General features: G+C 73.6%; 19 protein-coding genes and 2 pseudogenes. 7 read left to right on the forward strand and 14 right to left on the reverse strand.

Translation table 11 applies throughout. The features are described from left to right. Window positions 1-346: 346 nt before the first annotated feature. Both ABZY91_RS10375 and ABZY91_RS10380 read left to right on the forward strand, forming a co-directional pair. The gene (locus tag ABZY91_RS10375) at window positions 347-805 is read left to right on the forward strand and encodes a peptidase inhibitor family I36 protein (protein WP_355401352.1); all 459 of its coding nucleotides are present in this window, start codon (window positions 347-349) and stop codon (window positions 803-805) included. Window positions 806-1,077: 272 nt separating this feature from the next. Continuing rightward, window positions 1,078-1,530 carry a hypothetical protein gene (locus ABZY91_RS10380; RefSeq protein WP_355401354.1) on the forward strand — a complete coding sequence of 151 codons (453 nt, stop codon included), beginning with the start codon at window positions 1,078-1,080 and terminating at the stop codon, window positions 1,528-1,530. Between the two features lie 425 nt (window positions 1,531-1,955). Here the strand turns inward: ABZY91_RS10380 and ABZY91_RS10385 are convergent, their stop codons facing one another. From ABZY91_RS10385 to ABZY91_RS10395, 3 genes are all read right to left on the reverse strand, one after another. Continuing rightward, window positions 1,956-2,168 carry a hypothetical protein gene (locus ABZY91_RS10385; protein WP_355401355.1) on the reverse strand — a complete coding sequence of 71 codons (213 nt, stop codon included), beginning with the start codon at window positions 2,166-2,168 and terminating at the stop codon, window positions 1,956-1,958. Window positions 2,169-2,270: 102 nt separating this feature from the next. Next, window positions 2,271-2,414 carry a hypothetical protein gene (locus ABZY91_RS10390; RefSeq protein ID WP_355401357.1) on the reverse strand — a complete coding sequence of 48 codons (144 nt, stop codon included), beginning with the start codon at window positions 2,412-2,414 and terminating at the stop codon, window positions 2,271-2,273. A gap of 67 nt (window positions 2,415-2,481) precedes the next feature. After that, a complete protein-coding gene (locus ABZY91_RS10395; RefSeq protein ID WP_355401359.1) occupies window positions 2,482-3,402 on the reverse strand; it encodes a cyclase family protein in 921 nt (306 codons plus the stop codon). 71 nt (window positions 3,403-3,473) lie between these two features. On the opposite strand from ABZY91_RS10395, the gene ABZY91_RS10400 reads away from it, so the two are divergent. Beyond that, a complete protein-coding gene (locus ABZY91_RS10400; protein WP_355401361.1) occupies window positions 3,474-3,743 on the forward strand; it encodes a LysR family transcriptional regulator in 270 nt (89 codons plus the stop codon). Here ABZY91_RS10400 and ABZY91_RS10405 read toward each other — a convergent pair. Together ABZY91_RS10405 and rho are read right to left on the reverse strand one after the other, a co-directional pair. Next, the gene (locus tag ABZY91_RS10405) at window positions 3,692-4,012 is read right to left on the reverse strand and encodes a hypothetical protein (protein WP_355401363.1); all 321 of its coding nucleotides are present in this window, start codon (window positions 4,010-4,012) and stop codon (window positions 3,692-3,694) included. The two genes, ABZY91_RS10400 and ABZY91_RS10405, sit on opposite strands and share 52 nt — an antisense overlap. 521 nt (window positions 4,013-4,533) lie before the next feature. Next, the gene (rho, locus tag ABZY91_RS10410) at window positions 4,534-5,946 is read right to left on the reverse strand and encodes a transcription termination factor Rho (protein ID WP_355401365.1); all 1,413 of its coding nucleotides are present in this window, start codon (window positions 5,944-5,946) and stop codon (window positions 4,534-4,536) included. Window positions 5,947-7,401: 1,455 nt separating this feature from the next. Here rho and ABZY91_RS10415 point away from each other — a divergent pair. The 4 genes and pseudogenes from ABZY91_RS10415 to dnaK form a co-directional block, all read left to right on the forward strand. Continuing rightward, window positions 7,402-8,520, forward strand: a complete 1,119-nt coding sequence (locus tag ABZY91_RS10415) for a hypothetical protein (RefSeq protein ID WP_355401366.1) — start codon at window positions 7,402-7,404, stop codon at window positions 8,518-8,520. Window positions 8,521-8,904: 384 nt separating this feature from the next. After that, window positions 8,905-9,294 (forward strand): hypothetical protein, encoded by a 390-nt coding sequence (locus ABZY91_RS10420; RefSeq protein ID WP_355401368.1) that lies wholly within the window; start codon window positions 8,905-8,907, stop codon window positions 9,292-9,294. Further along, a pseudogene (locus ABZY91_RS10425) lies at window positions 9,281-9,928 on the forward strand (caspase family protein); the annotation flags it as partial. The gene ABZY91_RS10420 and the pseudogene ABZY91_RS10425, both read left to right, overlap by 14 nt. 369 nt (window positions 9,929-10,297) lie before the next feature. After that, window positions 10,298-11,776 (forward strand): annotated as a pseudogene (gene dnaK / locus ABZY91_RS10430) (molecular chaperone DnaK); the annotation flags it as partial. A 403-nt stretch (window positions 11,777-12,179) separates the two neighbouring features. On the opposite strand, the gene ABZY91_RS10435 reads toward dnaK, so the two are convergent. The 9 genes from ABZY91_RS10435 to ABZY91_RS10475 all read right to left on the reverse strand — a co-directional run bounded on the left by ABZY91_RS10435 (window position 12,180) and on the right by ABZY91_RS10475 (window position 23,182). Further along, complete coding sequence (locus ABZY91_RS10435; protein ID WP_355401370.1) at window positions 12,180-13,280, reverse strand: LLM class flavin-dependent oxidoreductase; 1,101 nt, start codon at window positions 13,278-13,280, stop codon at window positions 12,180-12,182. 5 nt (window positions 13,281-13,285) lie between these two features. Next, window positions 13,286-13,849 (reverse strand): flavin reductase family protein, encoded by a 564-nt coding sequence (locus ABZY91_RS10440; protein WP_355401372.1) that lies wholly within the window; start codon window positions 13,847-13,849, stop codon window positions 13,286-13,288. Beyond that, window positions 13,846-14,784: an alpha/beta hydrolase gene (locus tag ABZY91_RS10445; RefSeq protein ID WP_355401374.1), complete on the reverse strand. Its 939-nt coding sequence runs from the start codon at window positions 14,782-14,784 to the stop codon at window positions 13,846-13,848. The genes ABZY91_RS10440 and ABZY91_RS10445 overlap by 4 nt, the downstream gene beginning before the upstream one ends. After that, window positions 14,781-15,977: an LLM class flavin-dependent oxidoreductase gene (locus ABZY91_RS10450; protein WP_355401376.1), complete on the reverse strand. Its 1,197-nt coding sequence runs from the start codon at window positions 15,975-15,977 to the stop codon at window positions 14,781-14,783. The genes ABZY91_RS10445 and ABZY91_RS10450 overlap by 4 nt, the downstream gene beginning before the upstream one ends. Window positions 15,978-16,047: 70 nt before the next feature. After that, a complete protein-coding gene (locus tag ABZY91_RS10455; protein ID WP_355401378.1) occupies window positions 16,048-17,235 on the reverse strand; it encodes an acyl-CoA dehydrogenase family protein in 1,188 nt (395 codons plus the stop codon). A gap of 37 nt (window positions 17,236-17,272) precedes the next feature. After that, window positions 17,273-18,415: an oligopeptide/dipeptide ABC transporter ATP-binding protein gene (locus tag ABZY91_RS10460; protein ID WP_355401380.1), complete on the reverse strand. Its 1,143-nt coding sequence runs from the start codon at window positions 18,413-18,415 to the stop codon at window positions 17,273-17,275. Then, on the reverse strand, window positions 18,412-20,496 hold the full coding sequence (locus ABZY91_RS10465; RefSeq protein WP_355401382.1) for a dipeptide/oligopeptide/nickel ABC transporter permease/ATP-binding protein: 2,085 nt from the start codon (window positions 20,494-20,496) through the stop codon (window positions 18,412-18,414). The genes ABZY91_RS10460 and ABZY91_RS10465 overlap by 4 nt, the downstream gene beginning before the upstream one ends. Then, the gene (locus tag ABZY91_RS10470) at window positions 20,493-21,629 is read right to left on the reverse strand and encodes an ABC transporter permease (RefSeq protein WP_355401384.1); all 1,137 of its coding nucleotides are present in this window, start codon (window positions 21,627-21,629) and stop codon (window positions 20,493-20,495) included. The genes ABZY91_RS10465 and ABZY91_RS10470 overlap by 4 nt, the downstream gene beginning before the upstream one ends. Then, window positions 21,626-23,182, reverse strand: a complete 1,557-nt coding sequence (locus tag ABZY91_RS10475) for an ABC transporter substrate-binding protein (protein ID WP_355401386.1) — start codon at window positions 23,180-23,182, stop codon at window positions 21,626-21,628. The genes ABZY91_RS10470 and ABZY91_RS10475 overlap by 4 nt, the downstream gene beginning before the upstream one ends. Window positions 23,183-23,854: the final 672 nt, after the last annotated feature.

A 23,854-nucleotide genomic window follows, 5' to 3' on the forward strand; every position in this document is an offset into this window, starting at 1 on the left:
GCGTCCGGTTCGGGGGCGGGGAGCGTCGAGGCCAAGGCCCGGCTGGCCGAGCAGGCGGAGCGGGCCCGCGTCGAAGCACGCCGGACGGCGCCGCGGTACCCCCGCTCCGGCCCCGCCCGATCCCGGCCCGGTCGCTCCGGCGAGCTCCGCGCCGTCGCCGGGCGGCGGCGCGGTGCCTCAACACCGGATGCGCGAAGAAGGGGTGCACACACCTCGCAACCAGAACCAGAATATGAGTATCCGTCAACTCAAGTCGCCCAAAGGTGTCTTCGCTGTTAGATTCGTGAACATGTCGTGGCGTGGAGCCGCGGTAGGCTCCGGGAGGGGACGTTCAACGAGGCTTCGCATGCTCACGGCCGGAGTCGGCGCGGCTGTTGTGCTCCTGGGCTGGGCCGTGCCCGCCCAGGCGGCCGGACAGCCCAGTCCTGGAATCACCAGCGGGGTTGTGACGCCCGAGGAAGAAGCACGCAACAACGAGAACCTGGCCAGGTCCGAAGGAGAGGTCACCGTTCTCCACCGCGGCCAGAAGGTGAAGATCAGCACCGCCTGGGCACAGGGCGCCCAGACGTGCGTCGAGCTCGCCGCAGGCGACAACCGCTGTTTCGACTCCGACAAGGAGGCCGACTTGGCCACGGCCACGTTCGACTCCGCCCGACCGGCGTCCCAGGACGGCCAGGCGGTAGACGCGGCAGGCCAGGTGCCGGCCGTCGTGACCGGGACCGCGTCGTGCGCGTCTGGCTGGGTCTGCCTGTGGAACCACATCAACTACGACGGCCGCAAGCTGCAGTGGTCCGATGCCGGTTAGAAGAACCTTGCCGACTGGTCCTTCCGTGACCAGGCCAGCTCTGCCTGTAACGGCAAGAGCCAGGGCGGCTTCACGCTCGTCGACGCCCGCGACTTCGTACTCGACCAGGAGCTGATTCTCGGGGCCGGAGGCTGCAACAGCAACTTCACGAACATCGGTTACCCGTACGGCGGTTGCTGGAACGACTAGGCCGACTACATTCAGGACTGACCGTGACAGGGCCCCCGTGCCGCCCGGCGGCGTGGGGGCCACACCCTTTTCCAGGAGACTCGTTGAATCGCACGACCGCCACCATCGCCACGGCAACAGCCGCCGCTGCCCTGCTTCTCACCTCCTGCGGACCAGCCACCGAGGCCACAGCCACACATCAGCCGGTCTTCGCGCCTACAGTGATGCCTTCCGCGAGCGGCGCCGAGGTCGGGGCTGCGGAGTTCACCCGGTTCGTACAGGAAAGCGGGACCCCGGAACAGCGAGCGGCGGTGGTCGGGCACATCTCCAAGGTCGCCCGGTCCATCCCCCAAGGGGATCACCGGAACAGCTACATCGCCACCGACTTCCCGCAGTCCGACGACGCGACAACGCGCGCCATCATCAACGCGTACCTGACGTGGACCGGACCGGCCGACGACGCCGCCATGCTCGTTCTCTACACTGCGGCCGGCACGGTCATGGGCGCGGTGGAACTCGGCTCATGGCGCAGCCCCTCACCGGTACCGCCGGGCTAGTAGCGCGACAGACCCTCGGCTTTTCAGACCATAGAGAACCTCGACGGAATCCTGATCGACGGCCGTGTGGAGCAGATGAGCACACGAGCCGCCCCTCTCAAGGGATTGTCAGGTCCCGTATGTCCTGGCGGAATGTCATGGCCGAGGCGGTGGCCGGAGTTCTTCAGCGCCCCGCCCGGTCGGCCCTGACGGCGGGTGGCGCCGTTTTGGGAGTCGGCTCGCTGACCGCCACCCTCCCGGCGTTCACTCGGCCTCGCCAACGCTCTCGGTCGGGACCGCTTCACCCCGGGGCGATTCAGCGCGTCCTCGCTGAGGTCTTCGTCGACGGCAGCGACCTCGCCGTTTACAAGGCTGTGCTCCGACGGCGGCGGAACACCGACTGACCGGGGTGAGCGGAGACCGTCCGTTGCGTGGACGGGCTGCGGTCAGCGAGTGTGGATCAGGGTGGCGAGGGCGGTGATTGGGGGCCAGATCCACAGGCCGGTGCGGGCGATCAGGAAGTTGCGGCGGATGCCGGCGAGCGGGTCGAGGCGGCGGAAGGCGATGTCCGAGCGGTCGCGCTCGATGCCGGACTCGGCCAGCAACGTCATCCTCAGGCCTGCGCCGACCAGGCTGTTCACGAGGTGCAGGCTGTCCATCCGGTGCGGAACCCGGGAGGACGAATCCGGCCATCTCGCACACCCGGTGGACCAGCGGCCCTGGCAGCGGACCGTCCCGGACCCGGCGGGCCGACCGTGCCGTCAGGAGAGCGCGGCCGGACGGAGGCGGAGCCGGGCCGGTGATGCCAGGCCGATCGCGGTCCAGGCGGTGAGCACCGCCGCGCCGCCCAGCTTCGTCAGCTGGAAGGCGGCCCCACGCGCCGCGATCCGCCCGGCGGAGGCCATCGCGGTCGCGGCGAGCAGCAGGGCGCCGCCAGCCCAGCCGCCGCCGCGACCGCCGCTGAGAGCACCCTCACCGCTCCCCGTCCACCAGCGCGTGCGCGCGGACCGGGAAGGTGCCCATGCCCTCGACGGCCGGCGGCGCGGCGAAGAACCGGAAGCCGGACGGCGGCAGCTGCTCCAGGCCGCGCAGGTGCTCCACCACCGGGATGCCGGCCGCCAGCAGCGCGGTGTGCGCGGGGCGGGTGCCGTCGGCGGTGTCGTCGATGTTCACCGAGTCGATGCCGACCAGCGCCGGGCCCTGCTCGGCGAGCCAGGCGGCGGCGTCCGCCGTCACGAAGGGGTGCCCGCTGCCGTAGGCGTCCGTCCCCCAGTGCCGGTCCCAGCCGGTGTGGATCAGGACGGCCCGGCCGGTGACCTCGTGCGGGAGAAGCAGGCTGCGGTCGATCGCGCGCCCCGGCGCGCCGTCGAGCCGGACCACCAGGCCGGGCAGGTCGGTCAGCCGCTCCAGCGGCACAGCGGAGAGGTCCGGGCCCTCGCTGAAGCGGTGGAACGGGGTGTCCACGTAGGTGCCGGTGTTGGCCACCATCGAGATCCTGGCGATGTTGAACTCGGTGCCGGGGGAGTAGAGTTCGCGCGAGGCGTGCCGGGAGAGGTGGTCGCTGATCTCCGGGCCGGGCAGGCCGGGGTAGGTCACCATGCCCGGGCGGATCGGGTGGCTGAGGTCCACGATTCGGCGTTCGGTGGCGGCCCCGCCAGCGGCCGTGCCACGCGAGCCCTTGTGCGGCTCGCGCAGGACCTCCCGGTTCGTGATCCGTACCACCTCGACCATCAGCAGGCCGAGGTGGCGCACCAGCAGTTCGCCGAGCTCGCCGTCCTCGATCTCCGGCCCGGGGATGTCCAGCCGGAACCCCTGGGTCTGCAGGCCGCCGCCGTTGGCGAAGCCCACCTCGGCGTCGAACCGCACCCGCCACTGCTCACTCGTATCGGTCATGCCTCGATGGTCAGTGAAGGACAGCCTGCGGGCAAGCAAGAATTTCTGAAGTACCGCTACAGCTCTGCAGCATGATATTCGGCCCCTGGCGTCTGCGCGCCCTGCGCGCCCTGCGCGCCGTGGCCCTGCGCGGCGGCGTCGTGGACGCCGCACGGCTGCCGCACCTCACCACCTCCGCTGTCTCCCCGCAACTCGCCCAACTGGAGGGGGAGATCGACCAGCCGGTGGTGGACCGCTCGTGCTGGCGGGCCCCGCTCCCTCGTTCGAAGGAGCGGGGCCGGTGTCACGGCTACCGCGCGCCGGCCGCGCGGGCGGTGTGGACGGTGACGGCGGTGAGGTAGAAGGCGTCCGGGCGGGTCAGGATGCCGGTGGGGGCCTCGGGGTCGAGCAGGGCGTCGAGGACCGCCCGGTCGTCGGCGTCCAGCTGCTCGGCCGGCTGGTCCCGGCGGCGGGTGAGACTGACGTGCAGGTACTCGCGGGCCGGCCCGTCCAGCGGGGCCGGACGGTCGGCCAGGAACGTCGGCGTCCCGCTCGGGACGAGGCCCGCCGCGGCCAGCATGGCCGGCCAGTCCTCCACCGTGGCGACCGAGCCGGGCAGTTCGGCCCGCATGCCGCTGAAGGTGTCCTCGTGGGCGGCGTCCAGCCGGGCCTGGAGTCCCGGCGGCCGAGCCCGAGGTCGCGGGGGAGGAAGCGCGCGGGCAGACCGCGCCCTGCCGGTCAGCGCTGTGTGTCGCTGAACGGTGGTGTCGTGTCTGTACTGAAGGGCAGTGTCGCAGCCTGGCGAGGTTCCGAACCGTTGTGACCGCCACGGGCCTGCCGACCCGGGAGTCGTAGGCCTCCCACACGACACCGAATCCGCCCCGGCCGAGCTCGCGGACCAACCGGTACCGCCCGTCGAGCACATCCCCCGCTCGCACCCAACCCCCCGCCGGTCCACCCTGGCCCAGGGCCCGCGGCATACGGGCCGGCGGCGCCCCTCCGGGAGGGATTCGGGCGACCCGCGGCCGCCGACCTGTGTGAGACGGGCGGAGAGCTCGCGTCGCCGGGCACGAGTGGACTACCGCACGGCAGAACGACGACTTCCGACCGGGCGAGCGGCGGTGGAGTTCCAGGACATGGTGCCGGTTCGGTTCAGGCCGGGGGAGTCGGGGCGCTGGTTGCCACCTGGCGCAGAAGTTCGGTGTTGGTGGTGGTCTGCTTGAGGCGGTTCAGGAGCAGTTCCGCGGCCGGCTGGAGGTCGAGGTTTCCCAGGACACGGCGCAGGGTCCGGGCGGCGGGGGTGCGGGTGTGGCCGAGGAGGAGTTCCTCGCGGCGGGTGCCGGAGGCCCGGACGTCGACGGCGGGGAAGAGGCGCTTGTCGGCGAGGCGGCGGTCGAGGCGCAGCTCCATGTTGCCGGTGCTCTTGAACTCCTCGAAGATCAGGTCGTCCATGCGGGAGCCGGTGTCGACGAGGGCGGTGGCCAGGATGGTCAGCGAGCCGCCGTTCTCGACGTTGCGGGCCGCGCCGAAGAGTTTCTTCGGGCGCTGGATGGCGGTGGCGTCCAGGCCGCCGCTGAGGGTTCGTCCGTGGGCGGGTGCGGCGGCGTTGTGGGCGCGGGTGAGGCGGGTGACGGAGTCGAGCAGGACCACCACGTCGTGGCCGAGTTCGACGAGTCGCTTGGCGCGCTCGACGGCGAGTTCGGCGACGGCGATGTGCTCGCGGGCGGGCCGGTCGAAGGTGGAGGCGATGACTTCGCCCTTGACCGAGCGCCTCATGTCGGTGACCTCCTCCGGACGCTCGTCGACCAGGACGACCATCAGGTGCGTCTCGGGGTGGTTGTGGGCGATCGCCGCCGCGATCCTCTGCACGACCATCGTCTTGCCGGCCTTGGGCGGTGCCACGATCAGACCGCGCTGGCCCTTTCCGATCGGGGCCACCAGGTCGAGGACCCGGCCGATCAGCTCGCGCGGGCCGGTCTCCAGGCGCAGGTGCTGCTGCGGGTACAGCGGCGTCAGGTCGTTGAACGCGGGCCGGGGCGGGAGGTTGTCGGCGGGGCGGCCGTTGACCGTGTCGATGCGCTCCAGGAGCGGGCGGCGGTCGCCGCTGTGCGGGCGTGCGGCGCCGGTCAGGACGTCGCCGGAGCGCAGGCCGAGAGCGCGCAGCTGGCGGGCGGGCACGTGCAGGTCGGTGGGGCCGGGGAGGTAGCCGGAGGTCCGCAGGACGGCGTTCCCGTCGTGGACGTCCAGCACTCCGGAGGCCGGGACGAGGCCGCTCCCCGCGGTGGTGGCGGGCTGCGCCGGCCGGCCGGCGCGGTCGCGGGTTCGCTGAGGCGGCAGTGCGGGGCGGGCCCCCGGGCTTTCGGTGTCGGCGGGCCTGGGACCGGGACCGGTCGTGGGCGGGGTCGGCCGGCCGGCGAGGCGCTTGGCGGTGATTGCCTCGACGAGTTCGCCCTTGCGCAGGCGGGAGGCGCCCGGGACGCTCAGGGCGGAGGCGAGTCGATGGAGGTCGGCCTTCAGCAGGCTGTCCAGCGGCGTGGTGGTCGAGGGTTCGGTGGTGGTCGTCACGAGATTGGTACTCCTGTTGAGTCAGAGGGTGTCTGGCGGCACTGGGCGGGCCGGACGCGGCGTGGAGCGGCGCGGTTGGTGGCGCTGCCGGCTGGGTGCGGAGCTCGGGAACGAGTTCGGCCGGAGCGCCCGGACCCTGGCGGTTGTGTCCGCGGGTGGCGGTCCGGCGCTCCAGCGCCCCGGTGTGGGCGAGGGAGGTGAGCACGCGGGATTCACCGTCTGCCAGGAGCGCGGATCTTTCCCGGGAAGCGGCCACTGCGGGGCGGCGCTCATGTACTGCCGATGTGCCTGGCCGGGAGGGCGGGGAGCGTCGGTCTGCCTGCTATCCGGAGCGGCCGGCCGCGGACCGTGTCCGCTGTGCCATGGGGCCAGGTTCCCGCACCGTGAGGTGGGCGTCCAGTGGCTCCTGTGTGGATTGTAGCGTCTCGGGGCGCTGTGGGGCGAGGGGATATCGGCTTGGCCGCGCTCGGATCGATCCGAGCGGCGCTTCCGAACGGTGCCCCGGCCACGTGATCATGGACAGTCTCTCGACCCGCAACGACAGGAGGACCCGTCACTGGGCTCCGAACCACCCGGTTCAGGCCCGCGTGCTGCACGCCCACCGACGCTGGCACGACGCCGACGCCCGCCACCCCGACGTTCCGGCCGCCCAACGCCGCGAACGTGCGCGTATCTGTTCCCTTGATCACCCCACCCCCGCCTGAGAGCCTGAGCCGGCCCAGGCCGCCCCGCACCGCACCGCAGGGCCGAGGAGTCGGCCCACCGAGAACCGGAAGCCTCTCGGCGGCCCGCCGGTCAACCGGACTGGTGGTCCGGACCCGTCACCAAGGCCGGACCACTCCCCGATGGTGATCGCTGAGCCACCTCCGACAGGCCCACAGCAACTCGTGAACCCTTGTGGGTCGGTTCGTGGTCAGCGCCGGACGACCCCATCGCCGTCTACAACGAAACCGGGCCGGCGCCTGAGCCGCCGCTGTCGGAGCTGGAGAAGTCCCGGCTCAACCGACGCGCCAGGCCGTAGCTGCCGGCCGGAGGACGGTCACGTACGAAGCCGGATGACCAAGGCCGCTGCGGCCACGGCCCGGGGTGGGGATGGCCTGTTTCCGCGAGGGGGGCGGCCGGGACCGGGCCGGCCGGGAGGGTGGGCTGTCACCGTGGGTCGGCCGGCGGCGGGTGTTTCGAGTGCCGGCCGGCGGCGGGGCGGTTTCTCGGTCCCGGCGGTGATCGATCGGTGAGGAGTCCTCCCGTGACCGCCGCCCAGGCCTCGCCGGGGCCGACTGTCGTCATTGGGGCGGGAGTTGGCCGAGTGACGGGGACGGTTCCCGGATGACCGAAACCGTCTGTCCAGGTGGGTCATCTGGCGCGTCTACGCGTTGACCGCGTCGCTCCGGCGCTTTTTGATGGTCGGTGGTTCTCCGAACGGCGAGCCGAAGCGGAAGTTGCGTGGGGGGATACATGCGAGGACGTACGAACCGGGTCACAACGGTCAGACATGGACGGGTCGCCCTGAGCGCGGCGGCCGTGGTCTGTGCGATCGCGGCGGCCCTGCCCGGAGCGGCCTGGGCCGGGCCTGCCGGGGGCGTGGGCGGTGCCGGCGTCCGCTCGGCCGGTATCGAGAGGGTCAGCGTCGCGGCCGACGGCACCCAGGCCAACGATGATTCCGCCCGGGTGTCGATCACGCCGGCCGGCGACCGCGCCGTGTTCACCTCGTACGCGAACAACCTCACCCCCGGCAATACGGGGAGGAACGACCGGGTGTTCGTCCGCGATCTCGCGACGGGGCAGAACCGGCAGTTCGACGGGTACGCGTCGGCGGCGCCCATGCTCAGTGGCGACGGGCAGGTCCTCGCCTACCTGGCACCCAGGTTCGCCAACACGGCCCTCTACCAGGAGCATCTGAGCCGGGGATGGACGTCCGCCTACACCTGCTCGCTCTTCACCTGCGAGGCGTCCATGGGCGCGAACGAAAACCACCAGGCGTTCAGTGTCAGGTTCAGGCCGCCGGAGCCCAATCAGCGCGTCGAGGTCCGCAGGCCGGACACCGGGGCCCTGCAGACCGTCGACATCATCCACAACACCGCGGCGGTCCGGCCGTCCATCAGCGGCGACGGGACCCGTCTCGCCTACCAGGACGGCGGTGAGCACGACGTCTTCCTGTGGGACTGGGCCGACAACACCGCCGCCGGCCCGATCGAGGGTCCGGGCAGGGCGGCCGAGCTCGTCCAGCTCAGTGACGACGGCAACAAGGTCGTCTACCTCTCGGGCCCCGACACGTACGTCCACGACGTCGCGTCCGGCACCGCCCTGGTGGTACCCGGCGTGAAGGGCGTCGCCGTCGACCCCACCGGCCGCTACCTCCTGCACACCCCGTCGGGTACGACCGGGCCGGCGCCGCTCACGCTGCGCGACCTGGAGACGGGCACCGACGAGACCGTGACCGACCGCCCCGCCACGGCCGGGATCGACACGGTCAGCGCCGGCGGGCGCCACGTGGTCTTCCAGTCCGCGGCCGAGGACCTCGTCCCCGGCGACACCAACGGCAAGGCGGACATCTTCCTGCGCACCCTGCGCTGACCCGTTCACAGGCCGACGCCGGCCCGGGATTCGCGTCGAAGGTGATCCCCGGCGCCGGGACGACCGCCGCGTTCCGCTCCGAAGCCCTCCGCCATGATCACTGCCCATGGCGGAGGGCTTCGGAACGCAACGGCAGGACGCCGCCGTACCGAGGAACCCGCTGCCCTGGCACGCTGCCGCTTCCCGGGAAGGCGAGCAGACCGGGCGCGCTGCGGGCGCTCGCGTTGCCGGGGGCGGTGAGCGCTGAGGCTCTGGACGTCGAACGTGCCGTCGAACCCGTCGCCCGTGACTTCATCAGGCCGGCGTTCGAGGAGGTTTCCCCGACCGGGCGGGCGTCCGTCACCTAGGCTGACGGGAAGTCAAATCGCCTGGGCTGGGAGTGGAATGGAATCGCGTATCACCATCGCGGGGGCGGACCCGGCGGCGGCCGCCTCGGATCTCCGGTCGCTGCGTGCCTGGCTGCGTCACGAGGATGAGCTGCGGGGGCGGGTGCAGTTGCTGGACGGCGAGGTCGGTCCGGAGGAGATGGGCGGGCTCGCCGAGGTCCTGGTGGTGGCCCTGTCCGCCGGAGGCGCGGCGACCGTCCTCGCCCAGGCGGTGGTCGAATGGGTACGGCAGCGCACCCTCGATGTCACCGTCAGGGTGACCAGGCCGGACGGTGGTTCCATGGAGGTCCAGCTCAGCGGAGTGAAGGCCGGGGACGAGACGGTCGCGGCGCTGCGCCGCTTCATCGCCGAGGAGCAACCGGACGCTCTGCCCGATGCGACTCCCTGACGGCGACCGCTCCCGGATCATCCTGATCGGCACGGCGAACTACCCGGCGGACCCGGACCTGCTCGACCTTCCGGCGGTGCTCAACAACCTGACCGACGTCGCGGACGCCTTCGGCCTGCCGCTGCACGGCTGGTCGACTTCGCAGACCTGTGTGACCATCGCGAACCCGGGCAGTAACGAGGAGTTGGTGGACAGGCTCACCGAGCTGACCGCGCAGGCGGAAGACCTCTTGCTGATCTACTTCGCGGGCCACGGACTGCTGGACAGCGCGGGGAACCTGCACCTTGGCTTGTCCCGCACCCGTCGCGGCAGACAACTGCGCCACACCGCGCTGCCCTTCGACGAGCTCCGGGAGTTCGTCATCGACAGCCCCGCGCGCAAGCGGGTGGTCATCCTCGACTGCTGCTTCTCCGGGCGCGCCATCGACATCATGGCCCCCGGCGATTCGCTCGCGCTGGACCAGATCGAGATCGCCGGGACTTTCGTGCTCACCTCCACCTCCGCCGGTACGGCCGCGCGCGCACCACACGGCGAACGGAACACCGCGTTCACTGCCGAGCTGGTGCGGCTGCTCACCGAGGGGGACGAGAACGCGCCGTTGGACCTGACTCTCGGGCAGCTCTACCAGCTCCTCCACCAGCGGCTGGTGAGAAGGGGCCTGCCGAAGCCCCGCAGGCAGGGCACCGACACCGTCGCAGACCTGGTGATCGCCCGCAACAGGAGCTACCGGCCCGCGACCGAGGGTGAGCGCTGGGCTCGGGCGGAGGGCCGCGGCCAGGAGACACCGCGCATGCTGCTCGACGACGAGGAGTTCCTCGGCCACAACGGGGACCCGGCCGGGGCCGCCCGGAAGTACGGGAAGATCGCGGGCTTGCTGGCCAGGCTGTACGGAACGGAGTTCGTCGATGTGAAGGCGGCGGAGGCGAGCCGGGCCGTGTGGGCCGAGTTCGGCACCGCGCGGGCGGCCTCCCTGTCTGCGCCCGTTCCGCCGAGCGTCCGCCGGATCCGTGCGGTCGGCATTGACCTTGGTACGACGAATTCCTTCGTCAGCGTCCTCGTGGACGGTGAGCCCAGGTTTGTCACCAACGCCGAGGGTACCCGGAGCACGCCGTCCGTCGTCGCCTTCACGAAGGACGGCGAGGTGCTCGTCGGCGAGGCCGCCAAGCGCCAGGCGGTCGCCAACGTCGACCGCACCATCCGTTCGGTCAGGCGCCACATGGGCACTGGCTGGAGGATCGGCATCGACGGCAACGACTTCACGCCGCAGCAGATCTCCGCCTTCGTCCTTCGGAAACTCAAGCGGGATGCCGAGGCATACCTGGGCGAGCCGGTCACCGAAGCCGTCATCAGTGTCCCGGCGTACGCCTCGGACGCCGAGCGCGTGGCAGTCAGGGAGGCCGGCGAGATCGCGGGCCTGGATGTACGGCGCATCGTCGACGGGCCGGCCGTTGCCGGTACGGCCTACAGCCTGGGCGATGGGAGCGATCAGACCATCCTGCTTCTCGACCTGGGCGGTGGCACCCTCGATGTCGCCGTTCTTGAGACTGGCGACGGCGTGGTCGAGGTCAAGGCCCTCGGCGGCGACAACCACCTCGGCGGTGACGACTGGGACCAGAAGGTCGTCGACCACCTGGTGAAGGCCTTCCAGGCCGACCACGGTCTCGACCTGTCCGAGGACGAGACGGCGCTGCAGCGTCTGCGCGAGGCGTCCGAGAAGGCCAAGATCGAGCTGTCCTCCTCCTGCGAGACCTCGATCAAGGTGCCCTACATCACGGCCTCCGCCGAGGGGCCGCTGCACCTGGACGAGAAGCTCACCCGGGCCCGGTTCCAGCAGCTGACCTCGGACCTGCTGGAGCGCTGCAAGGTTCCGCTCCACAACGTGATCAAGGACGCGGGCATCGCCCTCTCCGAGATCGACCACGTGGTCCTCGTCGGCGGCTCGACCCGCATGCCGGCCGTTGCCGAGCTCGTCCGCGAGCTGACCGGTGGCAAGGAGCCCGTCAGTGCCGCGGACCCCGACGGGGCCGCCGCGATCGGCAGTGTCTTGGAGGCCGGTGTGCTGAAGGGCGAGGTCAAGGACATCCTGTTGCTTCGGGTCACCCCGCACTCCTTGGGTATCAGGATCGCGGACGGCACCATGAACACCTTGATCGAACGCAACACCACGATCCCGACCAAGCGCTCCGAGATCTTCACCACCGCCGAGGACAACCAGCACGCCCTGCGGCTCAAGGTCTACCGGGGTGAGCACCAGAGCGCAGCGGACAACGAACTGCTCGGTGTGTTCGAGCTGACCGGCCTGCCGCCGGCCCCGCGCGGTCTGCCCCAGATCGAGATCACCTTCGACATCGACGCCAACGGCATCATGCACGCGTCCGCGAAGGACCTCGGCACCGGCAAGGAGCGGAGGATGACAGTCACCGGTTCTTCCGCACTTTCGAAGGACGAAATCACCCGCATGCGCGAGGAGTTCGAACGCTACCTCTCCCCGCCCCCGACACCGTTGCCGCAGCAGCTTTCGTCCTCCGGCTCCGCACACGATCGACCGGACAATTCCTGAGCCTGTCGTTCTACCTTCAGTGATCAACATGAGGTTGTTCGAGTTCGTCACCCGCATGGGGATCTGCCGGACAAGGCGACGACCTCCGTCTCGTGCTGTGTGATGTCGAGTCGCACAACGGAGCCGGAGGTCGTCGGTGTCGATCGTGTTCCTTGAAGCCGCCGGCCGGCAGACAATCTCGGAACTGTCCTCCTCGTGGAGATCCAGCGCCGGGCGTGGGTGGGGTGGGGGTTGGTGGTGTGTTGGGCCGGCTGTTGTCGCGCATGCGTGCGAGCGGGGGTCGGCCCGTGCGCCGGCAGGGTCCGGGCCCCAGAAGCCGCGCGTGTCAGGCCGCGGGCTTCCAGAGGCCGCGGGCGGCCAGCAGGGGCAGCACGTTCTCGCCGACCCAGTACGCCTCCTCCAGGTGGGGCGTCCCGGACAGCACGAACTCGTCGATGCCCAGGCGGTGGTACTCCTCGATCCGGTCGGCGACCTCGCGGTGGCTGCCGACCAGCGCCGTGCCCGCACCGCCGCGCACCAGGCCGATCCCGGCCCAGAGACCCGGCGACACCTCCAGCCGCTCCGTCGATCCGCCGTGCAGCAGCCGCATCCGCCGCTGGCCCTCCGACTCGCTGCGCGCCAGCGCCTCCTGGGTGGCGGCGATCCGCGCCGGATCCATCCCGGCCAGCAGACGTCCGGCCTGCGCCCAGGCGTCCTCGGAGGTGTCCCGGGTGATCACGTGCAGCCGGATGCCGAAGCGCGGGGTGCGCCCGTACCGCGCCGCCAGATCGCGGATGGCCCCGATCTTCTCGGCGACCATCTCCGGGGGTTCGCCCCAGGTGAGGTAGACGTCGGCGTGGCGGGCGGCGACCTCGGCGGCCTCCGGGGAGGACCCGCCGAAGTACACCTCCGGGAGCGGCTCCGGCAGCCGGGTCAACTGCGCGCCCTCGACGCGCAGATGGGCGCCGTGGTGGTCCACCCGCTCGCCGCGCCAGAGCCGCCCGGTGATGTCCAGGAACTCCGCGGTGCGGGCGTAGCGGCCCGTCTTGTCGAGGAAGTCCCCGTACGCGCGCTGCTCGGCGGACTCGCCGCCCGTGACGATGTTGAGCAGCAGCCGGCCGCCCGACTGGTTCTGGTAGCCGGTCGCCATCTGGGCGGCGAGGGTGGGGCTGAGCTGGCCGGGGCGGAAGGCGACCAGGTACTTGAGCCGCTCGGTCACCTGGGTGAGCATCGCGGTGGTCAGCCAGGCGTCCTCGCACCAGGCCCCGGTCGGGGTCAGCGCGCCCGTGAATCCCAACTGCTCTGCCGTACGGGCGATCTGGCCCAGGTAGGCGATGCTCGGCGGGCGATCCGAACCGGCCGTGCCGGGCACCGAGCCGTGGCCGCCGCCGACGACGTACCGGCTGTCCCCGGTGGTGGGCAGGAACCAGTGGGCGGTCAGCGGCATGGTCCTCAGCCCTCCAGGTCGGCGGCGAACCGGCCGTACCCGCCGTTGTGGTGCACCAGCGGCGGGCCTCCGTCGGTGTCCGCGCCCACCACCTCGCCGACGACCAGCAGGTGGTCGCCGACCGGGGTCACCTGGGTCGTCCTGGCGGTCAGCCGGGCGGCGGCGCCGGGCAGCAGCGGCGTGCCGTGTGGGCCGGTGTGCCACGGGGTGCCGGCGAAGCGGTCGATCCCGCTGCGGGCGAAACGGTTCGCCAGCTCCTGCTGGCCGTGGCGCAGGATGTGCACCGTGAACGCCTCGCAGGCCCGGACGGCGGGGGCGGAGGAGGCCGTGGCCGTCAGGTAGAAGGAGACCAGCGCGGGCTCCAGGCTCACCGAGGTGAACGAGGTCGCGGTGAACCCGGCCCGTCCGCCGGGGCCCGCCACGGTGATGACGGTGACGCCGGAGGCGTGCCGGCGCAGCGCGCCGCGCAGCAGGTCGGCGGCGGGGGCGGCATCCGGTACGGGGGCGGGGGCGGGGGGCGCCTCACCCGCCGGTACGGCGAAGGCGGGGCGTTCGTCGAGCCTGGTCATGCCGGGACTCCTTCCGGGAGGTGGGCCACCGGGTCGCCCGGTGCTTGTGGTGCATCCGGTACGGGTGCGGGGCCGGCGACCGGGATCAGCTGGACGGGAAGGTGCGGACCGCCGCGCAGCCGCTCCAGCCACTGCACGACGGCGGCGGCCACGCTGCGGTGCGGGGCGTCGTTGAGCGCGTCGTGCCGGCCGTCGACGACCAGCAGCAGTTCGGCCGCCAGCCGGGCGGCGTGCCTGCGGGCGGTCGCGGGCGGCGAGACCGGATCGGCCCCGCCGTGCACCAGCAGGGCGGGCGTGCCGGGGGCGGACCGCTCGGCCGCCTCGGCGAGCGCGGCGGGCACGCGCTCCTCCAACGCGCCCGGCCGGTAGCCGGGGTCGCTGCCGAGCAGGTCCCGGTGTACCGGGCAGGCGGTCCTGGCGGTCAGCTCGTCCGTCCAGGCGCCCTCCGCGGCGGTGCCGGTCCGCTGCGCGCCGTCCGGCCGGGGACCGGCCGTGGGGAGGCCGACGAGCAGCAGGCCGTCGGGTGCGGCGGGCCCGGCGGCGGCCAGGGCGAGCAGAGCCCCCGTGTCGGAGCCGGCCAGGACGACGGGCGCGCCGGCCGGGAGCGCGGCGCGCTCCTCGGCGACGCGCTCCGCGAGGGCGTCGGGCTCGGCCGCCTCGCCGCCGTGCGCCGTCGCCACCACCCGGTAGCCGTCGAAGGCGAGCCGGCGTCCGAACCGGCCGTACAGGCCCGGGTGTTCGCCCCGGCCGGGGAGCAGCAGGACGGTGCCGCGGACGACCACGCCGTCGGCCGGGTCCCAGGACGCCGAGGCCGTCGCCGTCGCCGTCGCCGTCGCCGAGGTCGAGGTCGAGGCCGGGGCCGGGGCGGGCGCCGGGCCCGCCCCCGGCGCGGTGCCTGCGCCGGGGACGGCCACCGCGGGTGCGGGGGTGCTCATCGGGCGGCGCCCGCGGGCTCGGCGTCCGGCAGCGCCGTCCGGGCCGCCTCGGCCCGGGCCGTGGCCTCGGCCCCGGCCGCCGCCTCGCGCGCCGCCCGCTCGTCGCGGCGGGCGACCTCCTGGCGTACCAGCGGCAGCAGCTCCCGGCCGTAGTCGATCGCGTCGTCCAGCGGGTCGTAGCCGCGGATCAGCAGCGTGGTGACGCCGAGGTCGACGTAGTCCAGCAGCGCCTGGGCGACCGTCTCCGGGGTGCCGACCAGCGCGGTCGAGTTCCCGGCCGCCCCGGTCGCGGCGGCGGGGGCGGTCCACAGCGCGCGGTCGTGCCGGTCGGCCTTGGCAGCGGCGGCCAGCAGCCGCTGGGAGCCGACGTTCTGCGGGGCGGCGCCCGGACCGACCGGGAGCACCTGGCGCCGCCCGCCGAAGGCGTCCGCCCGTTCCTTGATGGTGGCCAGGATTCCGTGCGCGCGCTCCCAGGCCTCGTCCTCGGTGCGGCCCAGGATCGGACGGAAGGAGACGCTGATGCCGTGGACGTCGGTGCGCCCGGCGGCCTCGGCGGCGGCGCGCACCGAGGCGATCTGCTGCGCGGTCTCCGCCAGCGGCTCGCCCCACAGGGCGAAGGTGTCGGCGTGCTTGCCTCCGACCCGGTAGGCGGCCTCCGAGGAGCCCCCGAAGAAGAGCGGGATCCGCGGCCGGGTGACCGGGCGGACCTCGGAGTGGAAGTCGGCGAAGCGGTAGTACGGGCCCTCGTGGTCGAACGGGCCCTCCTCCGTCCACGCCTTGGTGAGCACGGTCAGGTAGTCGTCCGTCCTGGCGTAGCGCTCGTCCTTGGTGAGGTAGTCGCCGTCGCGGCGCTGCTCGGCGTCGTGCCCGCCGGTGATGATGTGCACGGCGACCCGGCCGCCGGAGAACTGGTCCAGGGTGGCGAAGGTGCGGGCGGCCACGGTCGGGGCGATGAAGCCCGGACGGTGGGCGATCAGCAGGCCCAGCCGCTCGGTGTTGGCCGCGGCGAACGCCGCCACCTGGTTGGGGTCGGGGCTGGCCGAGGAGTGCGCGACCAGGATGCGGTCGAAGCCGGCGTCCTCGTGCGCCCGGGCGAAGCGACGGGTGTAGTCCACGTCGACCACCGGGCCGTGGGCCGGGCGGGTCTCCGAGACGTCGTGGGTGGAGATCATGCCGATGAACTCGACGGGCATGGCGAAAAGCCTTTCATGGCAGTGGTGTTGGGGAGAGGAAGGGCAGGGAGGAGTGGGCGCGGTCAGAGGGTCAGAGAGTCAGAGAGCGGTGCAGGGCGGCCCGGCCCCGGGTGAGCAGGACGGTGTCGTCCTGCGGGGTGTGCACCCGGCTGCACAGCACGTCCCGCAGGTGGCGCTGGAGCGGGTGGTGGCGGGTCAGGCCGTGGTTGCCGGTGAGGGCGACGGCGCGCTGGACGGCCTCCACGGCGGCCCGGGTGGCGATCAGCTTGGCGCCCGGACTCTCCTCGGCGGCCGACTCGTCGCTCGCGTCGACCGCCCCGGCGAGACCGGCGACCAGCCGTTCGGCGCCGGTCAGGTCGACGTCGATGCCGCCCAGCTCGCTCTGGAACCGGGGCAGGGTGGCCAGCGGTGCGCCCAGCGAGGTCGGGGTCCGCTCGTGCAGGAACCCGGTCAGCCAGGACTGCGCGGCGCGGGCCACCCCCAGGTAGAGGGCGGAGAGGCCGAGCGAGTTCCACGCACCGCCGAGCGCGTCCCGGCCGCCGTCCGGCTCCGGGAGGGCCAGTCCGGTGGTGTGGTCGAGCGGGATCCGTACGGCGTCGAGCAGCACGTCGTCGCTGCGGCTGGCCCGCAGGCCCAGGTGGTCCCAGGTCGGTTCGACGGTGATCCCGGGCCGGTCGCCGCGCACCAGGAAGGAGCCGACCCGGGGATCGTCCTCCTCGGTCCTGGCCCAGACCAGCAGCCAGCGCAGCGCGGGGGCGCCGGTGGAGTAGATCTTGCGGCCGGTCAGCTCCCAGGAGTCGCCGCTGCGCCGGGCGACGGTCGCGGGCAGCCCGCCGCGGACGGGAGTGCCGAGATCGGGCTCCACCCGGACGTGGTTGACCAGCGTAGGGCGGACGGCGGACTCGGCCAGCAGGTCGGCGAGCGGTCCGGCCGGCCAGTGCGGGCGGCGGGCCTCGGCGGCGTGCACGAACAGGGTCATCGCGGTGACCAGCGCGACGGCCGGGTCACCGGCACCGAGCGCGCGCAGGATCCGGACGGTGTCGGCCAGACCGCCGCCCGGGCCGCCGTGGCGCCGGGCCACGGTGGCGGTCAACAGACCTGCGCCGTGGACGAGTTCGATGCCCTCGGCGGGGAAGGAGGCGTCCCGGTCGTGCTCGGCGGCGCGGGCCGCCAGGGCGGCGGTGATCGCGGGCAGGCCGTCGGTCGCGGGCGTCGGCAGCGGCGCGGGGAGCGCCCGGGCGGGGGGTGCGGCAGGCATGGGCGTACTCCGGTACGGGAGGAGACGGTCGGTGGGGTCAGCGGGGCAGCCGCGCCCGCCAGCCGGGGGAGTGGTGGCAGGCCACGGTGTGCCCGGTGGGGGCGCCGACCGGCAGGACGACCGGGAGCGGGGCCGGGGTGCCGGGCGGTGGGGACGCGGCGCAGGCGGTGGCCCCCGCAGGGGTGGTGGCCGGGAGCGGGTCGGGACGAACGGCGCAGGCCTGGTCGGCGAACGGGCAGCGGTGGGCGAACGCGCAGGCGCTCCGGTCGGCGCCGCCGGGGTCGGAGCCGTCCTGGCCGCCGATCGACGGGGCCCCGGGTGCCGGGGTGCGCAGCAGTTCCAGGGCGGCCCGCCTGGCCGGGTCCAGGCTCGGTGCGGCGGCGCCCAGCAGCGCGCTGTACGGGTGCAGCGGGTGCTCCAGCACCGTACGGGCCGGGCCCTGTTCGACGATCCGGCCCCGGTAGAGGACGGCGATCCGGTCGGCGATCCCGGAGAGCGAGTCGAGGTCGTGCGAGATCACCACGACGGCCAGGTCCAGCTCGCGGCGCAGCCGGTCGAGCAGCCGCAGCACGTGGTTGCGGTTGGAGGCGTCGAGTGCGCTGACCGGCTCGTCGGCGAGCAGCAGCCGGGGCCGTCCGACGACGGCCCTGGCCAGGGCGACCCGCTGACGCTGGCCGCCGGAGAGCCGGGCGGGGGTACGGGTGGTGAGCGCGGGGTCCAGGCCGACCCGGTCCAGCGCCTCCCTGACCCGCTCCTCCCGTTCGGCCCGGGGCACGCCCGCCACGGCCAGTGGCTCGCCGACCAGGCGGGCGACCGTCAGGTCCGGGTCGAGGGAGCGCAGCGGGTCCTGGAACATGTACTGCACCGTCCCGGCGCGGCGGGCGGCGCGCAGGGCCCGGCCGCGCAGGGCGCCGTGGTCGGTGCCGTCGACGGTGATCCGGCCGGCGGTGACCGGGGCGAGCCCGGCCACGGCGCGGGCCAGCGTGGTCTTGCCGGAGCCGGTCTCGCCGATCAGCCCGAGGATCTCGCCGGAGTGCGCCTCCAGGTCGACGCCACCGAGGACCGGGGTGCGGCCGAAGGCGACCGAGAGCCCCTCGATCCGCAGGGTGGCGGGGCGGGCGGCCGGTTCGGACCCGTCGGTGCGGGCGAGCGGCGCCGCCGGGGCGGTGGTGGTGCTCATACGGGGGCCTCCGTCCGGTGGTGCGGGGCGGTCGGGGTGGTCACGGTGGTTCCCGGGGCTTCGGGGGTCCCGGCTCCCCAGGCTCCGGTGAGCGCGAGGTCCTCGGCGCGGACGCAGCGCACCCGGCGGGTGCCGTCCCCGCCGGAGCCGCCCACCGGGGTGAGCGAGATGCCGCTCCCGGTGCAGTCCGGGGTGGCGTAGGCGCAGCGGTCGGCGAAGCGGCAGCCTGGCCCCGCGGTGCCGGGCTCGGGCGGCCGGCCGGGGATCACGGCCGGCTCGCGGCGGTGGCGCCGGCCGAGGGAGGCGACCTGGAGCAGCGCCTCGGTGTACGGGTGCGCGGGGCGGGCGATCACCTCGGCGGTGGGGCCCTCCTCGACGATCTCCCCGGCGTAGAACACCAGGATCCGGTCGCAGACGTCGGCCACCACGGCGAGGTCGTGGCTGACCAGCAGCAGCGCCAGACCGCGCCGCTTGCGCAGCCCGTCGAGCAGGTCCAGCACCTCCGCCTGGACGACGGTGTCCAGCGCGGTGGTCGCCTCGTCGGCGACCAGCAGCCCGGGGTCGCCGGAGACCGCGACGGCGATCAGGACGCGCTGGAGCATGCCGCCGGAGAGCTCGTGCGGGTAGCTGTCGTGGACGGTCTGCGGGTCGCGCAGACCGACCGCCTCGAACAGCTCCACCGCGCGCCGGCGGGCCTCGTCCCGGCTCAGACCGAGGCGCAGGCGCAGCGGCTCGCCGAGCTGGCGGCCGACGGTGAGCGAGGGGTTGAGGTAGGAGCCGGGGTCCTGGAAGACCGCGCCCAGGCGGTCGCCGCGGACCTGCTGCCAAGCTCGGTCGGTGAGCCCGGTCAGTTCGGCCGGTCCGGTGGGTCCGGCGGGCTCCGCAGCGCCGGGGGATCCGCTCGCGGCGTCCGGTGCGGCGGCGCCGAGGGTGATCCGTCCGGCCGACACGGCGACGCCGGGGGCGAGCAGGCCGAGCACCGAGCGGCAGGTGAGCGTCTTGCCGCTGCCGGACTCGCCGACCAACCCGAGGGCCTCGCCGGGGCGGACGGTGAACGAGACGTCCCGGACGGCCTCGGTGCGGCCGCCCCCGACGGTGACGTGCAGGCCCTCGACCCGCAGTGCGGCGTCGTCCGCGGGCGGGTGCGGCCCGCCGGACGGCTCGGTGCCGGCGGTCCGGGCCCCGGCCGTCGTCGTCGGGAGCGCGCCCTTCTTGCCGGAGGTCTTCCCGGCCGGCTCACCGGCGGGTGCTCCGAGCGCCGCGGTGTCCGTCCGGTCGGCGTCGGCGAGGACGTCGGCGAGCAGATTGAGCGCCCCGATGGTGACCATGATCAGGAAGGTGGGCACGGCGGGCGCCCACGGCTGCTGGGCGAGGAACCCGAGGTCGCTGGCCAGCATGCCGCCCCAGGTGGGGGCCGGAGGCTGGACGCCGATGCCGAGGAAGGTCAGCGAGGAGACCGTCAGCAGGCTGGTGGCCAGGGCGTGCGCGGTGGTGACGGCCACCGTCGGAAGCACCTTGCGCCAGGTGTGAACCCGCAGGATCCAGGCCCGGGACGCGCCCATCAGCTCGGCAGCCTCCACGTACTGGGCGCGGTCGAGCCCCAGCGCGGCGGCCCGGACGACCCGGAAGAACAGCGGCGACAGCAGCACCCCCAGGGCGATCATCGCCTGGTGCAGCCCGTTGCCGAGCAGACCGACGGCGGCGATGGCGAACAGCGTGAACGGCAGCGTCATCAGCGCGTCCACCGACCGCAGGGCGAGCCAGGAACCGGTGGAGCCGAACCGGACCGAGAGCAGGCCGGGGACGACCCCGAGCAGGGCGGCCACCGCGACCGCCTCGGCGGCGGCCAGGACGGAGAGACCGGTGCCCGCGAGCAGCCGGCTGAGCACGTCGCGGCCGAGGTAGTCGGTGCCCAGCAGGTGGCCGCCGCCGGGGTTGTGCAGGATGGCGGACGGGTCCTGGGCGAGCGGGTCCATCGGGGCGAGCCGGTCACCGAAGAGGGCCAGCAGCAGGACGACGCCGAGGGCCGCCAGCGCGACGCGGGCGAGCGGCACCCGCAGGGTGGTGCGCAGCGCGTTCACCGGGCACCTCCCGAGGCGGCGGTCGCCGACGGGACGGGGCCTGCGGCGTGGACGGCCTTCGCACCGGTGGTGGCGCCAGGGGTGGTGGCAGCGGCCGTGCCCGTGGCCGCGCCCGTCGGGCGGGCGCGGCGCCGGGCCGCCGGGTTGAGCGTGAACAGCAGCGCGTCCACGGCGAGGTTGGCGGCCAGGACGACCGCGACGGTCACCAGCAGGGTGCCCTGGATCACCGGGACGTCGTGCTGCTCCGCCGCGCGCAGCGACAGTTGGGCGATCCCCGGCAGGTTGAAGATCCGTTCGGTGACGACGGCGCCGCCGATCAGCACCGGCACGCTCATCCCCAGCACGGTGACGGCGGGCCCGGCGGCGTTGCGCAGCGCGTGCCCGAACAGCACCCGCCGCCAGGACAGCCCGCGCATCAGCGCGCCGGTGGCGTAGTTCTCGCGCAGCTCCGCGACCAGCGAGGTCCGCAGCTGGCGGGCGATCCCGGCGGCGGCGTCCAGGCTGAGCGCCAGGGCGGGCAGCAGGGCGAAGCGCAGCCACTCGCCGGGATTCTGCGAGAACGGCACGTACCCGCCGGAGGGCAGCAGCCGGAACTGGACGGCGACCAGGGTGATCAGTCCGATGGCGATCACGAAGGCCGGCAGCGTGCCGAGCAGGGTGCAGACGGCGGTGACCGCCCGGTCGAGCCGCCCGCCGTTGCTGAGCGCCGCCGAGACCCCGGCGGCGCCGCCGAGCAGCACCGCCAGCAGCAGTGCGAGTCCGGCGATCGAGAGGTCCACCGGCAGGGCGGCGGCGATCGAGTCGGCCACCGGGACGGTGGTGAACCAGGAGACCCCGAGGTCGCCGCCGAGCGCGTGCAACAGCCAGCTGCCGTACTGCACGGGCAGCGGCCGGTCCAGGCCGAACTGGTGGTCCAGCCGGGCGATGTCGGCCGGGGTGGCGGTCTCGCCGAGCACCGCCGCGGCGGGGTTGGCGTCGGAGACGGCGCCCAGGCCGAAGGTGAGCAGGGAGGAGAGCAGGAACACGGTGGCGGCGCCGGCCAGCACCCGCCCCAGCGGGCGCGGTGCGCGCGCCGCCCGGCGTGCGAGCAGGCCCGCCCGCCGGGCGCGAGGGGGCGAGAGGACGGCGCTCACGACGCAGTCACTCCCTCGAACCGCTGGACGACCGTGAACGAGGGGATCGGGGAGACCGACTTACGCCGGGCCAGCAGGCGCGGGACGCTGTACAGGAAGGTGTTGGGCATCGTGCGCACGGCGAGCGCGGTGGCGGCCTGAAGCACCTTCGGGTACTCGGGGGAGTCCAGCGGGGTGCGCGAGATCAGGTCGACGGCGGCCTTGAGCTCGGGCGGGGTGCGCCGGCCGGGGTTCATCAGCCCCTGCTCGCCGAAGAGCACCTGGAAGGCCTGCGCGGCGGAGTCGCGGCCCGCGAACTGGTCGGAGGCGAGCGCCCTGGAGTGCTGGATGTACATGATCTGGGTGGCCTGCGCCGCCGGGATCACGTCGATCGTGGCCCGGATACCGACCTCCTTCAGCTGCGCCTGGAGCTGCTCGGGCAGGCCCTGCGCGGCCGTGGTGGTCAGCGTGAGGTCGACCCCGTTCGGGAAGCCTGCCTCGGCCAGCAGGGTGCGCGCCCGCGCGGGGTCGTACCGGAAGAGGTCGCCGAGGGCGGGGTCGAAGCCGACGTAACCCTTCGGGAAAGGCTGGTAGTTGACCTCTCCGTGGCCGAAGAGCTGGGTCTTCACCAGGGCCTCGCGGTCGATCGCGAACTTCAGCGCCTCGACCACCTTGGGGTTGTCGAACGGCGCCTTCTCGATGTTGACGTCGAGCACCGCGACCACCAGCGAGGGGATCTCCTGGACCTCCAGCCCGGCGGCCTTGGCGGCGGCGACCTGGCTGCCGGGGATCTGCGCCACGTCGAACTGCCCGGACTGGAGGCCGCCGACCACGGTGGCGGCGTCGGGCAGCGGGTGCAGCTCGAAGTTCTCCAGCTTGATCGAGGCGGCGTCCCAGTAGGTCGGATTGCGCTTGAGGACGGCCTTCGCGTTCTGGGTGTACGAGACGAGGGTGAAGGGGCCCGATCCCGCCGGACGGGTGGCCAGCGCGGCGGCGTCCGCCTCGAAGGCCTTGGGGTTGACGATCATCCCGGTCTTGCCGGCCAGCAGGTTGGGGATCTGGTAGTCGGGCCTGGACAGCTTGATCACCACGGTCTGCGCGTCCGGGGCGATCACCTCGCTGACGCTGGTCAGCTGCGGGGCCACCAGGGACTTGGGATCGCTGCGGCCGCGGTCCAGGCTCTTCTTGACGGCGGTGGCGTCCAGCGGCGCGCCGTCGGAGAAGGTCGCCCCGGGGCGCAGGGTGAAGGTCACCGAGCCGCCGTCCGGGCTGTAGCTCCAGGACGTGGCCAGGGCGGGAACGGCGTTGCCCTTCTCGTCCAGTTTGGTGAGGCCCGCGTAGACCAGGGAGAGGCCGTGCACGTCCCAGCCGGCCGAGGAGAACACCGGGTCCCAGGAGGTGGGCAGCGCCCAGCCCCACTTGAGGGTGCCGCCGGGGGCGCCGCCGCCCGTCCCGGCCTGGCCGGCGCCGGTGTCGCCGCACGCGGCGAGGGCGAGGGAGGCGCCGAGGCCGAGGCCCAGGCCGAGCAGCGAACGTCTGCCGAGCAGGGTGCGGTGGGCGGGGGTGCTGGTCATGGCGGTTCGTCACCTTTCGGGCTTCACGCGGACGGTGGCGCGGCGCGACAGGGCGCGGCGGGATACCGGAGGCGGGGGTGTGGGTGCGGCGCCACCGCCCGCTGCCCGGCACGCGGGTCCGGCGTGCGGGTCGGGGGTGGGGCTCGCGGCAGATGGGGACGGCCGGGCGCGGCGGGGTGGCCGGGCCGACGGTGGGCGTGCGGTGGCTCGATGGGGTGCGGCTGCGGTGGGTGTTGCCGCGGTGGGGTGCGATGCGTCGCTCGCCGGATCGCGCGGCTACCGGCGGCCGGTGGCCCGGCGGCGGGGTGCCGGCTGCGCGCGGCGGTGAACCGCGGTGCGCCGGTACGGGACCGGGCCCGGCGCGGCCGGGGGCTTCGGTGGTACGGCGCTACCGGCCGATACGGCCTGGGCGGGACTCGGCGGCGGGGGCGCCGCCGGGCCGGGACGCGGTCAACAACAGAGGTCGCTGCCGGCGCGTCGGTGGCTCATGTAGCGGCGCACCGTGACGCGGTGCGTGGGGTTCATGGGGCACATCCTGGCCAGGTCGGCGGCCTGCTGTCAATGGACACCAAAAGGTGTCTGTTTGTGGCGGCGGTGCTGCAACACCCCCTCAACGCGCCGTTCACGGCGCGCCGCCGCATCGCCCGCGAACGGCCGGTGCCCCGCCGGTAC

Source organism: Kitasatospora sp. NPDC002965, from assembly GCF_040611255.1.
In the GTDB taxonomy this organism is placed as follows: domain Bacteria; phylum Actinomycetota; class Actinomycetes; order Streptomycetales; family Streptomycetaceae; genus Kitasatospora.

Excerpts from the sequence above, each read along its gene's own strand:
- ABZY91_RS10395 (WP_355401359.1), bottom strand. The coding sequence starts at position 3,402 with ATGACCGATACGAGTGAGCAGTGGCGGGTGCGGTTCGACGCCGAGGTG.
- ABZY91_RS10440 (WP_355401372.1), bottom strand. The coding sequence starts at position 13,849 with ATGACCAGGCTCGACGAACGCCCCGCCTTCGCCGTACCGGCGGGTGAG.
- ABZY91_RS10385 (WP_355401355.1), bottom strand. The coding sequence starts at position 2,168 with ATGGACAGCCTGCACCTCGTGAACAGCCTGGTCGGCGCAGGCCTGAGG.
- ABZY91_RS10400 (WP_355401361.1), top strand. The coding sequence starts at position 3,474 with ATGATATTCGGCCCCTGGCGTCTGCGCGCCCTGCGCGCCCTGCGCGCC.
- ABZY91_RS10475 (WP_355401386.1), bottom strand. The coding sequence starts at position 23,182 with ATGACCAGCACCCCCGCCCACCGCACCCTGCTCGGCAGACGTTCGCTG.
- ABZY91_RS10455 (WP_355401378.1), bottom strand. The coding sequence starts at position 17,235 with ATGCCTGCCGCACCCCCCGCCCGGGCGCTCCCCGCGCCGCTGCCGACG.
- ABZY91_RS10405 (WP_355401363.1), bottom strand. The coding sequence starts at position 4,012 with ATGCGGGCCGAACTGCCCGGCTCGGTCGCCACGGTGGAGGACTGGCCG.
- ABZY91_RS10420 (WP_355401368.1), top strand. The coding sequence starts at position 8,905 with ATGGAATCGCGTATCACCATCGCGGGGGCGGACCCGGCGGCGGCCGCC.
- ABZY91_RS10390 (WP_355401357.1), bottom strand. The coding sequence starts at position 2,414 with ATGGCCTCCGCCGGGCGGATCGCGGCGCGTGGGGCCGCCTTCCAGCTG.
- ABZY91_RS10435 (WP_355401370.1), bottom strand. The coding sequence starts at position 13,280 with ATGCCGCTGACCGCCCACTGGTTCCTGCCCACCACCGGGGACAGCCGG.
- ABZY91_RS10445 (WP_355401374.1), bottom strand. The coding sequence starts at position 14,784 with ATGAGCACCCCCGCACCCGCGGTGGCCGTCCCCGGCGCAGGCACCGCG.
- ABZY91_RS10450 (WP_355401376.1), bottom strand. The coding sequence starts at position 15,977 with ATGCCCGTCGAGTTCATCGGCATGATCTCCACCCACGACGTCTCGGAG.
- ABZY91_RS10415 (WP_355401366.1), top strand. The coding sequence starts at position 7,402 with ATGCGAGGACGTACGAACCGGGTCACAACGGTCAGACATGGACGGGTC.
- ABZY91_RS10375 (WP_355401352.1), top strand. The coding sequence starts at position 347 with ATGCTCACGGCCGGAGTCGGCGCGGCTGTTGTGCTCCTGGGCTGGGCC.
- ABZY91_RS10460 (WP_355401380.1), bottom strand. The coding sequence starts at position 18,415 with ATGAGCACCACCACCGCCCCGGCGGCGCCGCTCGCCCGCACCGACGGG.